The organism is Acinetobacter endophylla (assembly GCF_053543775.1).
The window spans coordinates 81,788-97,633 of sequence record NZ_JBLVOM010000314.1 but is presented as its reverse complement, the minus strand read 5'-3'; the positions used below and the strand labels follow the sequence as shown (position 1 = coordinate 97,633).

Below are 15,846 nucleotides of genomic sequence, written 5' to 3'. Positions count from 1 at the left end.
AAATTTTTTTAGAACTTGCAGAATTGAACAGGCGCTTGCATTTTCTCATTTCGATATAACACACCATCTTTAGTATGTTGAATCGTTCCGCTACAAATCCATTCTACGACTTGTGGATAGATCACATGCTCGAGGCTATGCACACGTGTTGCCAAACTTTCTACCGTATCATGATGAGAAACCTTGAGAACACCTTGGGCAAGCGCTTGGCCTGCATCCAGTTCAGCCGTAACATAATGCACCGTACAACCGTGCAGAACATCACCGGTATTGAGTACACGCTGATGCGTATGCATACCTTTATAATAAGGCAACAGGGAAGGATGAATATTTAACATTTTCCCTTCCCAGGCTTTCACAAATTTTCCACTTAAAATTCGCATAAAGCCGGCAAGTACCACCAGATCCACATCCCAGTCCAAAAGCTGTTGATGCATGACATCATCAAAAGCTTCACGGTTTGGATATTGCTTGTGTTCAATAATTGCAGTCTGAATGTCTGCCTGTTGTGCACGTGTTAAAGCAAAGGCTTCAGGTTTGTTGGAAATCACGCCTACAATTTGGCCTGAAAGATTGGCATCAATCAAGGCTTGCAGATTTGATCCACTACCCGAAACAAGTACAGCAATTTTAGTCATGCGAAATTACGCAAAGATCACACGAATTTTTTCGTCTGCACCTGCAACTGATTCAGCATTGTCTTGAATCTGACCCATCGCCCATGCTTTTTCGCCAAGCTGGTTGAGTAATTCAACAGTTTTGTCTGCATCAGCGGTATCAACAACAAGTACCATGCCGACGCCACAGTTGAAAGTACGATACATTTCAAATTGTTCTACGCCGCCTTCACGTTGTAGAAGCTTGAATAGCTCAGGCCACTCCCAAGAAGATTCATTCACAAGCGCTTGAGCACCGTTTGGAAGTACGCGCGGCAAGTTACCTGGTAAACCACCACCCGTGATGTGTGCCATCGCATGCACATCAACGTGTTTTAACAGTTCAAGAATTGGTTTGACATAAATACGTGTTGGTTCCATTGCAGCATCTGCAAGTGGGCGACCATCCACGATTTGATTCAGGTCAACGTTTTTCACGTCCAGGATTTTACGAAGCAGTGAGTAGCCGTTTGAGTGCGCACCTGAAGAAGCTACACCAATTAAAACGTCACCCGCTTTGACTTTAGAGCCATCAATAATTTTGCTTTGCTCAACAACACCGACACAGAAACCTGCAAGATCGTAATCTTCGCCTTCATACATGCCTGGCATTTCAGCAGTTTCACCGCCAACTAATGCACAGCCAGCAAATTCACAACCAGCGCCAATACCAGTGACTACATTTGCAGCAACATCAATATTTAAGTGACCAGTTGCATAATAATCAAGGAAGAACAGTGGTTCAGCACCACAGACAAGAAGGTCATTCACGCACATTGCAACCAGGTCTTGACCAATTGTGTCATGACGGTTCAAATTCAGTGCCAGACGTAATTTTGTACCAACACCATCTGTGCCAGATACTAGAACAGGTTCTTCATAACCTTTAGGAATTTTACAAAGTGCACCAAAGCCACCTAGACCGCCCATAACTTCGGGACGTGAGGTACGCTTAGCGACAGATTTGATACGATCGACTAACGCGTCGCCCGCCTCAATGTCGACACCTGCATCTTTGTAGCTTAAACCAGTGTTTGGGGTAGAAGTTGAGTTGCTCATAATGAAGTCTCCGCATTCGCGGGTGCGATTATAACCTGAATATGTAAAACTCTTATGGTATTTGTGGCCTAAAATGCTATCTTTATTAAAATATTTTAATTTTTAGAATGATTAATAGAGAAAAGGCAAGATTCTATGGTCGATCGTACTTTACGGCGCATTCTTATACTTGCTGGTATAGCATTGATACTTTGGGTTTTATATCTGCTTAAACCAGTTGTGGTTCCTTTTGTGGCAGCTTTTCTAATTGCTTATTTATTTAGCCCCTTGGTCGATGTTTTGCACCGCATTGGGCTGGCTCGATGGCTCTCGATCAGTATTGTATTTATCGGGATTGGGATCGTGGTTACATTAGTCATGTGGTATCTGGTGCCACTGGTCTGGCAGCAGCTGATGTATGCGCGTGATAGCATTCCGGCCGGGATTCACTGGATCAATTACACGTTCTTACCTTGGCTTTCCGATAGCTTTAATCTGGTCCCGATGGAAATCGATACCGATCAGATTTCCTCAGTAGTAATGGACTATGTCCAGACCAATTATAGTGCGGACAGTATTCAGGCGATGCTGCTGAAACTGGCACAATCTGGTCTGAACTTTATCCAGATTGGTGGCACGATTGTCCTGATTCCGATTATTGCCTTTTATTTCTTGCTGGATTGGGATCGTATGCTGGACAGCTTACGTCGTCTAATTCCCCGTCCTTATGAAAAAACAACCTTAAATATTGTGAGTGAATGTCATAGTGTCTTAGGTGCCTTTGTCAAAGGTCAGTTCCTGGTCATGGTTCTGCTGGGCGTGGTTTATGCAGTGGGACTCCAACTCATTGGCCTAGAGATTGGCCTGATCATCGGGATGATTGCCGGATTGTGCAGTATCATTCCGTATCTTGGTTTTGCGGTTGGAATTATTGCCGCAGTCATTGCAACCTTTTTCCAATTTGGAATCGACTGGTGGCAACTGGTATTGGTCGGGATTGTCTTTATGGTCGGGCAGGCAGTCGAAGGCTATATTCTACAACCATTCCTGTTGGGTGATAAAATCGGTCTTTCTCCTGTAGCTGTAGTATTTGCAGTTCTGGCAGGTGCGCAACTGGCCGGTTTCTTGGGCATGCTGATTGCCTTACCGGTGGCAGCCGTGATTGTGGTACTACTGCGGCATATCCGTGAGTATTATGAACATACGCCATTTTATGGTGATCGGGCTGTTGTCATGCAAGATGCCTCTACCGGTTCAATCAACATTGAAACAGCAGATTTAGATGTTGATATTGAAATGAAAAAGCCACAGAAAAAACCGCTGCAAGCAGAGGATAACTCAAGTAAAATTCACGATCCTCATCGTAAAGACTCATAAGGCCAAAAAATCATATGCGTCAATTGCAGTTAGATATAGAACCTCAGCTCGATGCCCGAATCAGTGATTTTTCAGGGCCGGGTTGGGGGCATGTCATTGATGCTGTCCGTCAATTACATGCAAGCCTGATCAACCGCTTTTATGTCTATGGTGGAGCCGGGACAGGTAAAAGTCATTTATTGTCTGCCATCTGTGACTCTTATCTTGAAGTGGGTAAATCTGCAATTCAGGTATCTTTGCTTGAGCTTTTAGATGCACCGACTGAGGCGATTACTTCTCTGGATCGTTTTGATCTGGTGGCACTTGATGATATCGAAGCAATTAGCGGCGTACCTCATTGGCAACGCGCCGTCTTTCACTTGATTAATTATAATAATGAAGGTGGTGGACAGTTGGTGTTTTCGTCACGTTTTGCACCTATAGAACTCAAACTTGAATTGCCAGATTTACAATCTCGTCTCACGCAGGCGGTCAGTACTCGTGTTCCGAGTGGTAGCCTGTATGCTGATCGCTATGCGCTGGTTTCCTCGGTACTCGATCGTCGTGGGATCCATTTAGACCCTCAAATATTTGACTATTTACTAAGCCATGGACCACATCAAACTTCAGTGCTGCTTCAAAGATTAGAGCAGATTATTCAATTACTTAAAGGAGAAAAGCTGAAAGTCAGCAATGCCAATCTGCGGCAGATATATGCCTTGATTGACGAATATCGGTAAATCATAAAAAATCTTGAGTAATTACTCAGTCTATGCCACAGTAAGGCAAAATAATTCTCTGTTGCAAGGATTCTGCAACTTTAGAAGAAAAAGAAAGAAATAAAAATTAAGGAGAAGGTTATGCTCAAGAAGAGCATAGGCATAGCTTTGCTATGTATAGCGGGGCAGTCGTATAGTGCAGATATTATTGTAACCACTACAGAAGATATTGAAAAAGATGACAAGGAATGTTCACTTCGAGAAGCTGTTGAGTATGTTAACCGTGGCTTAGCTAAAGCAGGTTTTATGGGCTGTGGTGGGGAGAACTCATCCAGTACCATTATTTTAAAAGAAAAAAATACCTATGTGTTGAACCAGCATATCGCGATTAAAAAATCTCTTACCATCCGTTCGGTCGCAGAAAGTGATAGCGAATTCAGTACGGATGAAAAAGCATTAGGCTTGCATAATGCCCATATTCAAATGAAAGGTACCGATAATCTTTTTCGGATCAATAGTACAGATACACTGGTTCAGTTAAATTTGAAAGAACTGGATCTCGAAGGCTGTGGTAAAACCAGTTGTGCTGAACAAGGTGGCCTAATTTATAATAAAGGTCAGCTAATTCTAGAATATAACCGTCTATTTAATGCTGCTGCCAACTTGGGTGGGGCAATTTATAATGCTGGCAAGTTTGGTCAGAACTTAACAAGCCGTGCAGAAATTAAAAATAGTCTGATCGAAAATAACAAAGCCCAACGAGGCGCGATCCTGTATAGCGAGCTACCTGATTTCCTTATTTTGCAAAGTGTACTTAAAAATAACCAGACACTGGATAATTCAGCAACCAATATTTATAGCGCGGGACAGTTTGCTGACTCCAGTAAAGATCAAGGTATTAGTGGGGAGGTATTAAGTAGTACGATACTAAAAAATAAGGGTGTACTTATTAATGTCATGGACGGGATGGGATTGAATAATCTCACCATGGTTGATAATGAAAATACTGCTTTACGTATCCATGCGCCGTATGGCAGAGCTTATGTAGCGAATAGTATTATTTTAAGAAATGGTACACAGGATTGCCAAATTATCACTGGTGACAAGACTTTGTCGCAAAATAATCTGCTGACAGCCTCCTGTGGTGTAGGGGATACAGTCGCACCAAATCAGTTCTGGAGTGGTACACGACTTTTTGCTGAATCCTCAGATAAAAGTGAAGGTGCTTGTCAGACCCTAGAAGAAAATAATAATGCCATACTTTGTCCATACAGCGTTCCTAAAGGACAATTTCTCGGTTATATGCGCCCACGAATTTTGTTGAACTATATGCTTGTGAATGAATCGCCAATTGTGAATAGAGGCACAGGATTGAATCTGGCAAATCCAACGGTAACATGTGAGGCAGCAGATCAGCGTGGGATCAACCGTTTGATGGATAACCTGTTTTGTGATCGAGGTGCAGTTGAAATCACGATCCCGACTTCGGGTAGTCTGGTGGGACAAGACCTGTTAAAGGGTGAAAATGCCAAGTTTTCAATTGAATCTTATCTGGGAGATAGTGATTTAATTCCAAAAGAACAGTGTAATGCCATTGTTGGTCAGAATCCGACGGGTGAGCCTTGGCAAGATGGTTGTTTGAAAGTAGTACAAACCAAAACAGCTTCCAAGGGTAAAACAGTCATCGATATTCATGGCAATGTCGTTTATACCCCGGATTCTACCTGGCATGGAGCAGATATTTTCGAACTACAAGTGGTGACCTCATCTACACGATTTAATAAAAGTAAACCTTATATGGCTATTACTACTCAGATTGTTCAGGAACCAAAAAATGAAATGGAAGACAAAGCAGTCAAAACTTCAGGTGGCTCATTAGGATATGGTGGATTACTGATTTTACTCGGGTTAATAGGTTTACGCCGTGGATTAAAAGATTAAGGATAAATCATGAAAAATTATAAAAAAGGACTGCTTGCGGCCATGATTTTATCTGCCATGAGTTTAATGGCAGCCGAAGATAAAACGATATATGTCACTACTTTTGTGGATGAAGATGGCGAGAATAATAATGCCTGTTCTTTGCGAGAAGCCATTAGGACTGCAAAACTGGATAAATCTTATGGTGGATGTAATGTAGGACGTACACTTCGATTAGATGGCTCAGCACCAGATGTCATCCAGCTTGAAGCAGGCGAATACAAACTGGAAGGAGAGTTGATCGTAGAATCTGCACTCAAAATTTATGGAAAAACACCACTTAGTTATACCAGTCGTAGTCCGATTACGAATTTATATCCAACCCGAGAAGCTTTAAAAACCACGATTTCGGGTCAGGGGAAAACCCGTATTTTTAACAGTATTGCCAGTCAATCCAGTCTAGACATTCATCATCTGATCTTAAAGGATGGTTATGCAGCAACAAACAGTCTGGATAAAGGCAATGGTGGTACTTTCTATGTAGCAGGACCTTTAAGTATTAATACCAGTGAAATAGTCAATTCCAGAGCCGATGCAGAAGGTGGGGCTATTTATAGCGTAGCGATGAATACAGAAAGGAATATTATCATTCAGGATTCTTTGATTCAAAAAAATCAGGCGAGTTCATATGGTAGCGTTCTGGCGATGGACTGTCAGGGAAATTTAGGTACAACTCAAACCAATGTGAAAATTAATTCCAGTAGTATTGTTAAAAATGGTTCAGATCTTACTAACAGTATTATTGATTTTTGTGGCTATGCCACAGTAGAAATTGTTAATTCTACCATTGCGAAGAATACTGCAAGTACCACAGGACATATTGTACGCATGACGAATCAAGCGAATCGTCCACTCAGTACATTCTCTAGCTTAACGGCATTGAGTAATACTATTGTTGAAAATACAGCTCAATCCACCTTATTTTATGACAATACTGGTTATAAGTATTTAAATTTTAACATCTTAGCCTTTAATCAGGGGTTATCTTGTGAATATGCCTTAAATGATGGAAATCCGACTACGGAACAACGTGTTGAATCCTCTACAAATCGAAATGCAATTGCAAATACTGGACCTTCGCGTTGTGTGTTGCCGGCATTAAAAGAGGATGTCACGTCAACTAATCTGGATGTTTCTAACAGTGCGATCAGCAGTTTGTTAACACATTATCTTGAACCTGCTATTGATAACCGTTTTCTAGGCATGTATTACCCACGAGATAATCAGACGACAACAGATTTAGTCGATATCGGAGTTAGTGGTTGTAGTGATCGAGATCAACGTGTGATTGATCGTGTGATTGGATCAACCTTGACATTGAATCCAGATGCAAAAAACACCTGCGAAATTGGTTCAGTTGAAATTCGACGTCTGACTGCAGCAGATATTACGGATCTGAACAATAACAACTTGGTGGGGTTAAATGCCTTTTATCAAGAAAATATAGATGATATTGAAAGAATTATTGCGGATAAAAATACCCCGGTAGATGAGCTGCCTGGCTTAAAGGAAGAATTAAAAGAATACGAAGATCTGCTGAAATATACCAAGCAATATCAGCAATACCGTGCAATTTATATTAATCCCTTTGTCTTAGCCATGCCTCAAGAAACACTGTCCGGAAATACAGTTCAAACTAAAGTATTTAACTCAAAAAATTATGACGTAAGTGTAAAAACTTTGGGTGTTGGTAAGTTAATTGGTACAGGTAATTCAACCAGTGTAGAGGGAAACCCAAATGATCCAAATCTTAAATGTGAGTGGAAACCTGATTTAAACCGGATCATGATGTATCGCATAGATGGTAAAGAAACCAGCCTCATTGATATGGAGTTCTGTACTTATACGCTGAAAGACAAGGCGACAGGTGCGAGCAGTTTAGGACTCTTGAGAGCGGCTTTTAAAAACATTGCACCTATCGCAAAAGATGATGAATACCGGATTAGTCCAGAGAATAATCTTACCGTGAATGTAAATCCGCTCGAAAATGATAGCGATGACGGGGATGGGCCGCTGCCATCCGGTAAATCAGTTTTTTATCAGGACAAAGATGGAAAAGAGATTCCGATTCGTATTGTTAAGCTTCCTGCGGGAGTTTCGCTGAAGGCAGAGCGACAAGGAGCTTGTCCTGATACTTATGAACGAGAAACCTGTTATGGTGGGCAGCTGACATTTAGTGTGAAGAATAATCTAAGCCAAGCCGATTACAGCATGGAGTATACAATTTTTGATGCTGATGAAAAAATGTCAGAAACAGCAGTAATCTTGTTGCGTAATACAGTTAAAAATACGAATACTTCCTCAAGTGGTGGAGGGGGAGTTGGTATTTGGGGACTTCTGGGATTATTAGGACTTGCAGGTTATCGCCGCTTAAGAAAATAAAATATGATAAATATAAAAAGCCTCCATATGGATAATGCCAGTCAGTTAAGCAGACATTAGAAAAATGTAGTAAAAATGAGTGTATGCCAATACGCTCATTTTTTTTATGACTTTATCTGAAAATTTAGATTGCACCCTTCAACATTCTTTGCCTTCACTCAGCCATTTCAGTGAACTCATTGATTTAAACTGGATTAAAGAAAGCCTACATCAAACAGGTAAGGCTTCTATCAGGAGAAGAAAATTACCTGCCGAACATGTGGTATGGCTGGTAATTGGGCTTGCCCTATTTCGAGATCAACCGATCGGGTATGTCGTAGAGCAACTAAAACTTGTGTTTGGTACAACAGAATATTGTGTCCCCAGTGCAGCAGTGCAAGCACGACAACGTTTAGGACGAGAGCCCTTGAATACCTTGTTTTCTCTACTCAGCCAAGCCTGGTTTGAAGAATCCCAACAGCAATACTCAAACTTTCATGGCCTTAGTGTATGTGCTGTTGACGGGGTGGTTTGGTCTATGCCTTATACAGACGAGAATTTTGAACACTTTGGCTCATCTAAGGGTAAAACCGCTGCAGCCCCTTATCCACAAGTGAGAGCAACCTGCCTGGTAAATACCAGCACCCATGAAATCATTGATGCCCAAATAGGTAGCATGGATCAGGGTGAACTTACACTGGCAAATCGATTATGTCCTCCATCGCATAGTATTACCTTGTTTGATCGAGCCTATTTCTCTGCTGATTTCTTGATTGACTGGCAAACACGAGTAGAAGCCAGTCATTGGTTAATGAGAGCAAAAGATAATTTACGCTATGAGATCATTAAACGTAATTCCCCGCATGACTTTCAAATCAAAATGCCTCTTTCAGCTAGAGCCAGGAAGCTAAATCCATCATTAGGAGAATATTGGGAAGCGCGTTTGATTGAAGTTGAGCAGGCAGGGAAAATTAGACGTTATATCACTTCATTAATGGATTCAAAGGCATATCCACTGATAGGCTTGGCGAAGCTTTATGCCCAGCGCTGGGAAATAGAAATGTGTTACCGAGAAATCAAAAGTGATTTACAGGAAGGTAAGCATTTGAGGAGCAAGCAACCTGATTTAATTTATCAAGAATTATGGGGGGTCTTCATTGCCTATAATATTCTAAGAAGACAAATGAAACATATGGCTCAACGTGCAAAAGTCAGTCCTTTGAGAATCAGCTTTCATATTGCCTCTATCAGCATCCTGAATATATTAAGATTTGATTCTTTAGACTCCGCAGGGAATTTACCTAAACATCTAGAAAGTTTACTGGAGAAATCGAGGAGGTATGTTTTGCCTGAGAGAAGGGTTAGAAGTTGCCCACGAGTTGTGAAAGGAAAACCGCAGAAATACCCAAGAAAATGCCAGTCAATTTCTTAACTGACTGGCATTACACCTTCGGGTGGCTTTTTTTATCTCTCTATTTTGAGATTTAGGAGAGCTTAAATTACTTGCTCAATTAACCTAAATCATCATTGCGATTGATTTTCTTTTCATAAAAAGTACGACGGCGTGAACGCTGCCAGGGCAGGGGACGTTCCAGTGTTTCCGGCACTTCGCCACTCAAAGAACGTAAACGCAAATGCAATGCAGCCTGTGCCATCAGATTGGCGGATACCGGCGCAGTAATAAAGGCAAACAGGGTAATCAGCACTTCAGCAAAGCCGAAACGGCCATACATGGCAGAGAAAATAATTGCTGCAATTAAGAAACTGCCGAGGCCCAAGGTACTGGATTTGGTCGGTGCATGCAGACGCATGAACAGATCGGGCAAGCGCACCATCCCGATTCCGCCGACCAGCATAAAGAAAGCACCAATCAATAGAAAAATCGACACCAGTATTTCTAAAATTAAAGACATTTAAAAACTCCTAGTCGATGACATGGCCAGTGGTGAAATAACGCGCCAAGGCTGCGGTAGAAACAAAGCCCAGCATCGCAACCAAGAGAGCGCCTTCAAACAGAAATGTGCTGCTCCAGTAAATTCCTAAAATCACCACCAGACAGGTGGCATTCAGAAACAGGGTGTCTAGTGCCAGCAAGCGGTCCACAATAGAAGGGCCGGTAATCAGCCGGATCAGACACAGTAACATGGAGATGGTTACCGCACCCAGGCAAATCATTAATGCATAAGGTAGAATCGTCATACTTTTTCTCCTGATCGTGCATTAAAAATCTCAATGAGCGGGCGTTCATAGCGCTCTTTGATCGTTTCGATTTCTGCTGCTTCATCCTCCGTGCTTAAGGCATGCACCAGAATATCGCCACGATCCTGGTCAATCCCTGCAGATACCGTGCCCGGTGTGGTGGTAATAATCATCGCCAGCAAGGTGTTAACTTCTTCATGTTCAGTGTCTAAAGGTACACGGAACCATTTCGGATGCAGGTTCTTGGTTGGACCAAGTACCAGTTTTGCGACTTTAATATTGGCTACTACAATGTCCCAAACTACGACAAAGAACAGACGCAGGGCAGGAGTCCACTGGATATTGGGGGTATAGTCAATAAAGGGTTCGACCATGCGTGGAATGATGACTGCGAGTAGCAAGGCCATCAGCAGGGTTCCAGCATCGAGGCTGTGTGCCAGTAAAACCCAGCTCAGTCCCACAATCACAGAAACCAGCGGATGCGGGAACCAGCGTTGAAATAATGATTCAGCCATTAAGGTCCCTCCGCCGGTTTAAGTTGATTATCATCATATTCGGTCTGTTCAATGTGCTGCTGGTCAATCTGGCGCTGCTTGAATTCTGAAATATGTTCGCCTTTCAAGGTCGCTTCTGAAATCACATAAGGAATCAGATGCGCATTAGGATCTATCACCTCACCACCATATTTGGTTTCTGGCAAATACTTCGGATCGAATGGCTGGACGCTAATAAACTGACCTTCTGCATCCGGTTTTAACAGCGCGGCTTCATAGACCGAATTGTTTTTGATCTGTTCCGCAGTCTGATAATTATATTGATAAATCTGTCCGGCAAACACCACGTAGGCAGTTAAGCCTGCCAGCAATATATAAATCACCCGGTCATTACGTGCCGGCGCTTTACTCGGCAGGGCTTCATATTTATGAAACTCTTCAGAATCAAGATCATCTTCAGGTCTGCTCGAACGCCAGAACAGGATAAAACCGACCCGGGTAAAAGCCAGAATACTGAGAAAACTTACCAGCAAAATGGTCAGGATAATAATCATCTGATAATCTGAATTAGCAGAAGCCTGCAAAATAAAGATTTTACCGAAGAATCCACTAAACGGTGGCAGGCCTGCCATCATCAAGGCGATGATGAAATAGACAATCGAAACCAGCTTGTTCTGTTTCATCAGTGGGGCGATTTTAAAATGATCTTTAAATTCACCGCGCTGTGAGGTAATCCAACCCGAAAGAATATAAAAGGCGGCGGCAATCAGGGTGCTGTGTACCAGGTAATATAGTGCACCAGCCCAAGCCGCAGTGTTATTCAGGCCAATGGCCACCAGAATTGTTCCGACTGAAGACAGCACCATAAAACCGACAAAACGGCGCAGACGTTCGGTGCCAATCGCACAAATCACACCATAGACGGATGTGACCAGACCAATTACCAGCAGACAGTTCATCAGAATTTGATGACTATATTCATCATCAAAAACCGTGCCGTTAATACGCAAAATTGCATAAATCCCGACTTTGGTCATGATGGTAAAGAGCGCTGCAACAGGAGTCGTGGCCACGGCATAGGTTTTGGGTAACCAGAAACCCACCGGCAGCATTGCCGCTTTAATCCCAAAGACTACGAATAGCATCAAGCCACCGGCAACCGCCAGTTTATGCTGATCTTCAGCGAGAGTAGGCATCAAGCGAGCCACATCGGCCATATTCAGGCTGCCGACACTGCCATAAATCATCCCGAGTCCAATCAGGAACAGCGCAGACGCCAGCAGGTTAATGGTGACGTAATGAATTCCAAGCTGAAAACGTGCCTTACCTTGTCCATGCAACAGTAGTACATAGGACGCCATCAGCAAAATTTCAAAGAACACGAACAGGTTGAACAAGTCACCAGTCAGGAATGCCCCAGTCAAGCCCATCAGCAGGAAATGCACCATGGCATGGAAGTAACGGCCACGTAAGTCCCATTCTTTGCTGGCATACCAGACCACAGGCAAGGCGAGTGCATAGGTCAATACCAACATCATGGCCGAGAGCTGATCCAGCACCAGCACGATTCCAAATGGTGCTGCCCATTCGCTGAGGGTATATACGCTGATTTGGCCCTCGCTGCTGTTTATCAGATAGCTGACGGCAATGATCAGGCCCAAGATGCCCGAGAGATGACTGATACCACGACGCCAGGGTTGACGCCAGTCCGTGATCAGAGAGCCGGCACCCGGATTGCCTAAAAGTACCAGAGCAAAAGCGGTAAAGGCCGGCAAAAGAATGCTGAAAATAGGAGTATGCTGAGTCCAGAAATTGAGAAGATCAGTCATTAAGGCTCATCCTCACGTGGATCAATCTGGGGGATGTCTTCTTTTGAGTCAACGTGGTCTGTTCCTGATTCGTAGCGGCTACGCAGTGCCAGTTGGACAATAAAGGCAGTGGTGGCAAAGCCAATTACGATGGCCGTTAGCACCAGTGCCTGAGGAAGTGGATCAGTCACATTCGCGGCTTCGGTTAATACTGCAGGCGAATTCATCTGAATCCGGCCCATGGCAAATAAAAACAGGTTGACCGCATAACCAATCATGGCCAAGCCCAACACCACCGGGAAGGTACGGGCACGCAGGATCAGATAAATGCCTGTGGCTGTCAGCAGGCCAATCGCAGAGGCTAATAAAAATTCTAAACTGATCATTCTATTATCCTCTTGGTACGGGGCCAGTCATGCTTGAGTGACGTGAATCGCCCAAGACCGAAATCATCAGCATGGTCGCACCGACAACAGTGACATAGACGCCGACATCAAACAGTGCAGCCGAAGCCAGATGCATTTCTCCAATGATGGGCGGAGAGACATAAATATGTGCACTGGTCAGGAATGGACGTGACCAGAACCAGGCCGCGATTCCGGTCAACCCTGCAATCGTTAAGCCGATCCCGATCCAGATTTCATACAGGCGACCGGATTTGGCGCCAAGCAACTGTTCGGTTTTGTCCTGTCCCACTGCAATATATTGAATAATAAGTGCCAGTGAAGTCACCAGTCCGGCAATGAATCCACCGCCCGGCAGGTTATGGCCACGCAAAAAGATATACAGGCTGACCACCAGCGCGACCGGCAAAATCCAGGATGCAGTAATACGCAACATCAGCGGGGAAGGATTAAAACGATAGGTCAGGCCCTGCGTCATGGTGGTACCGTGCGCACGCATGCCATCCATCAGGCTGAGTACACCAATGGCCGCAATACCGAGTACAGTAATTTCGCCAAAGGTATCGAAACCACGGAAATCGACCAGAATTACATTCACGACATTGGTTCCGCCGCCCAGTGGAATCGACTGTTGCAGGAAGAACCATGAAATGGAATTGTGATCACGGGTCATGATCAGCCAGGCAATTGCCGCAATCCCGAGACCGCCGCCCAAGGCAATAATGGCATCACGCCAGCGACGGGTCGGACTCGATTCATACGGTGTTAACTGAGGCAGTAAAGATAAACTCATCAGTAGTAGAACCGTGGTGACCACATCGACCGTAATCTGGGTCAATGCCAGATCGGGCGCCGAGAAGCCGATAAAGACCATGGTGACGACCAGGCCGACTGCACCGCTAATCAGTACCGCTTTAATCCGCTCATGATGGAACCACAGCAGCATCCAGCAGGCAGAGAACAGCAGTAACCACAAGATAATCGCCAGGGCAGGGGCATGGGTCAGCTCGCGTGTACCCGTACCCACTGCATTGCTGAGTAATGGGAACCCCACCAGCCCGACGGTAAAAATTACAATCCACAATAAATAGCTTTGCAATTTGCCATTTTCAGTGGCACGGCGGAAACGGCGTGAATTCAGCAGCAAATTTTTCAAAAACAGGTCGAACAGCACTCGGCCCTGTAAGCGGCCCAGTTTTGGATCCAAGTCGATTTCACGTAAGGCGCCACCTTTGGCGAGAGAAAAGTAAAAGATTATTCCGCCGAGCAGAGCAATCACACTCATCAGCAGGGGCAGGTTGAAACCATGCCAAAGCGCCAGATGAGTACCTTCAAAAGCAAAATTTTGGGTCGTCGCTTGAGTGGTACTGTTGACAATTTTTTCCACTAGAAGCGCGGGCAATAGACCGACTAAAATACATAAAATTGCTAACAAAGTGGCCGGTGCGCGCATACCAAAGGCCGGTTCATGTGCATCTTTATTCGGGACCTGCTTGCCTAGCGGACCATCGAAAAAGACCCCATGCACCAGTCGAATGGAATAAGCGACCGCAAAAATCCCGGCCAGTGTCGCGACAATAGCAGAGCCGACCATAAGTGGACCACTTAAACTGGCGACCAGTTCGGTAAAGAACATTTCCTTGGACAGGAAACCATTGGTCAAGGGTACACCCGCCATGGATGCTGCCGTGATCATGGTCAGCGTGGCGGTAAATGGCAGTAATTGCCACAAGCCAGACAATTTACGTAAGTCACGGGTACCAGATTCATGATCGATGATGCCGGCAATCATAAACAGTGCCGCTTTAAAGGTGGCGTGGTTAATAATATGGAAAATTGCTGCTGCAACGGCCAGTGGTGAGCCAATCCCGAGCAGACACATGATCAGACCTAAATGACTGATGGTGGAGTAGGCAAGTAAGCCCTTCAGGTCTTCCTTAAAAATGGCAAAGAAGGAGGCCATGCACAGGGTAAACAGACCAACAAAGGTCACAATATTATGAAACAGTGCAGCGCCGGCAAAGATCGGGAGCAAACGTGCGACCAGGAATAAACCGGCTTTGACCATGGTGGCCGAGTGCAAATAGGCAGAGACCGGTGTCGGTGCAGCCATGGCATTCGGCAACCAGAAGTGGAACGGGAACTGCGCACTTTTGGTAAAGGCACCAAGTAAAATCAGCAACAAGGTTGGAACAAATAAATGATGGGACTGAATCTGCTCAGTCATCGTCAGGATTTGGTCAAGCTGATAAGTGCCGGTAATTTGACCAAGCAGGACAAAACCGCCCAGCATCGCCAGACCACCCATTCCGGTAATGGTCAGGGCCATACGCGAACCACGTTGCGCCGCTTCGTAATTGCTCCAGTAACCCACCAGCAGGAAAGATGAAATACTGGTCAGTTCCCAGAAAATCAATAAGATAATCAGGTTATTCGACAATGAAATTCCGAGCATCGCCGCCATAAATAGCATCAGCAGGAGATACAGTTTGCTCAGTGAATTTTTTGGATTGAGATAATAATAGGCATAAATATAAATCAGTGTACCAATTCCGCTGATCAGCAAGGCAAACAGCAGTCCCAGAGAATCCAGGCGAAAACTGAAATCGATGCCGAGCTGGGGCAGCCAGGACCAGGTCTGGGTAATCACTGCACCATCAAATATGGCGGGCGCCTGACTCAATAATAATAAGAAACTGCTGAGGCTGACACCAATTGCCCCTAAAGCCGTTACCCCGCGCGAAAATTGCTTCAGCCACGAGACAAGGGTTGTGCCTAATACTAACGGTAACAATATAATAATCGGCAGCACACTCGTATCCATTGTCATG

The 15,846-nt window shown here is 44.3% G+C and carries 13 protein-coding genes; 5 read left to right on the top strand and 8 right to left on the bottom strand.

What is annotated here, in order from left to right:
- Positions 1-8: 8 nt before the first annotated feature.
- Together purN and purM are read right to left on the bottom strand one after the other, a co-directional pair.
- Entirely contained in the window at positions 9-638 is a 630-nt protein-coding gene (purN, locus tag ACNPNW_RS17675) for a phosphoribosylglycinamide formyltransferase (RefSeq protein ID WP_448767274.1), read from the bottom strand.
- Between the two features lie 6 nt (positions 639-644).
- Complete coding sequence (purM, locus tag ACNPNW_RS17670; RefSeq protein ID WP_448767273.1) at positions 645-1,715, bottom strand: phosphoribosylformylglycinamidine cyclo-ligase; 1,071 nt, start codon at positions 1,713-1,715, stop codon at positions 645-647.
- 135 nt (positions 1,716-1,850) lie between these two features.
- Here purM and cxpE point away from each other — a divergent pair, with 135 nt between their 5' ends.
- The 5 genes from cxpE to ACNPNW_RS17645 all read left to right on the top strand — a co-directional run bounded on the left by cxpE (position 1,851) and on the right by ACNPNW_RS17645 (position 9,542).
- Positions 1,851-3,071 (top strand): chloramphenicol efflux transporter CxpE, encoded by a 1,221-nt coding sequence (cxpE, locus tag ACNPNW_RS17665; protein ID WP_448767272.1) that lies wholly within the window; start codon positions 1,851-1,853, stop codon positions 3,069-3,071.
- Between the two features lie 14 nt (positions 3,072-3,085).
- Positions 3,086-3,790 (top strand): DnaA regulatory inactivator Hda, encoded by a 705-nt coding sequence (hda, locus tag ACNPNW_RS17660; RefSeq protein WP_278357081.1) that lies wholly within the window; start codon positions 3,086-3,088, stop codon positions 3,788-3,790.
- A 120-nt stretch (positions 3,791-3,910) separates the two neighbouring features.
- The gene (rbtA, locus tag ACNPNW_RS17655) at positions 3,911-5,710 is read left to right on the top strand and encodes a rhombotarget A (protein ID WP_448767271.1); all 1,800 of its coding nucleotides are present in this window, start codon (positions 3,911-3,913) and stop codon (positions 5,708-5,710) included.
- Positions 5,711-5,719: 9 nt separating this feature from the next.
- Entirely contained in the window at positions 5,720-8,131 is a 2,412-nt protein-coding gene (locus ACNPNW_RS17650; RefSeq protein WP_448767270.1) for a CSLREA domain-containing protein, read from the top strand.
- Between the two features lie 106 nt (positions 8,132-8,237).
- Entirely contained in the window at positions 8,238-9,542 is a 1,305-nt protein-coding gene (locus tag ACNPNW_RS17645) for an IS4 family transposase (protein WP_005104965.1), read from the top strand.
- 79 nt (positions 9,543-9,621) lie between these two features.
- Here ACNPNW_RS17645 and ACNPNW_RS17640 read toward each other — a convergent pair whose 3' ends face one another.
- From ACNPNW_RS17640 to ACNPNW_RS17615, 6 genes are read right to left on the bottom strand one after another with little or no spacing between them, the layout of a single operon-like run.
- A complete protein-coding gene (locus ACNPNW_RS17640; protein WP_253147987.1) occupies positions 9,622-10,023 on the bottom strand; it encodes a Na+/H+ antiporter subunit G in 402 nt (133 codons plus the stop codon).
- Between the two features lie 10 nt (positions 10,024-10,033).
- Positions 10,034-10,309, bottom strand: a complete 276-nt coding sequence (locus ACNPNW_RS17635; RefSeq protein ID WP_448767269.1) for a monovalent cation/H+ antiporter subunit F — start codon at positions 10,307-10,309, stop codon at positions 10,034-10,036.
- The gene (locus ACNPNW_RS17630; RefSeq protein WP_448767268.1) at positions 10,306-10,824 is read right to left on the bottom strand and encodes a Na+/H+ antiporter subunit E; all 519 of its coding nucleotides are present in this window, start codon (positions 10,822-10,824) and stop codon (positions 10,306-10,308) included. Before ACNPNW_RS17630 ends, ACNPNW_RS17635 begins: the two co-directional genes overlap by 4 nt.
- Complete coding sequence (locus ACNPNW_RS17625) at positions 10,824-12,632, bottom strand: monovalent cation/H+ antiporter subunit D (RefSeq protein WP_448767267.1); 1,809 nt, start codon at positions 12,630-12,632, stop codon at positions 10,824-10,826. Before ACNPNW_RS17625 ends, ACNPNW_RS17630 begins: the two co-directional genes overlap by 1 nt.
- Complete coding sequence (locus ACNPNW_RS17620; protein WP_114541783.1) at positions 12,632-12,997, bottom strand: Na+/H+ antiporter subunit C; 366 nt, start codon at positions 12,995-12,997, stop codon at positions 12,632-12,634. The genes ACNPNW_RS17625 and ACNPNW_RS17620 overlap by 1 nt, the downstream gene beginning before the upstream one ends.
- Before the next feature lie 4 nt (positions 12,998-13,001).
- The gene (locus ACNPNW_RS17615) at positions 13,002-15,839 is read right to left on the bottom strand and encodes a monovalent cation/H+ antiporter subunit A (RefSeq protein WP_448767289.1); all 2,838 of its coding nucleotides are present in this window, start codon (positions 15,837-15,839) and stop codon (positions 13,002-13,004) included.
- Positions 15,840-15,846: the final 7 nt, after the last annotated feature.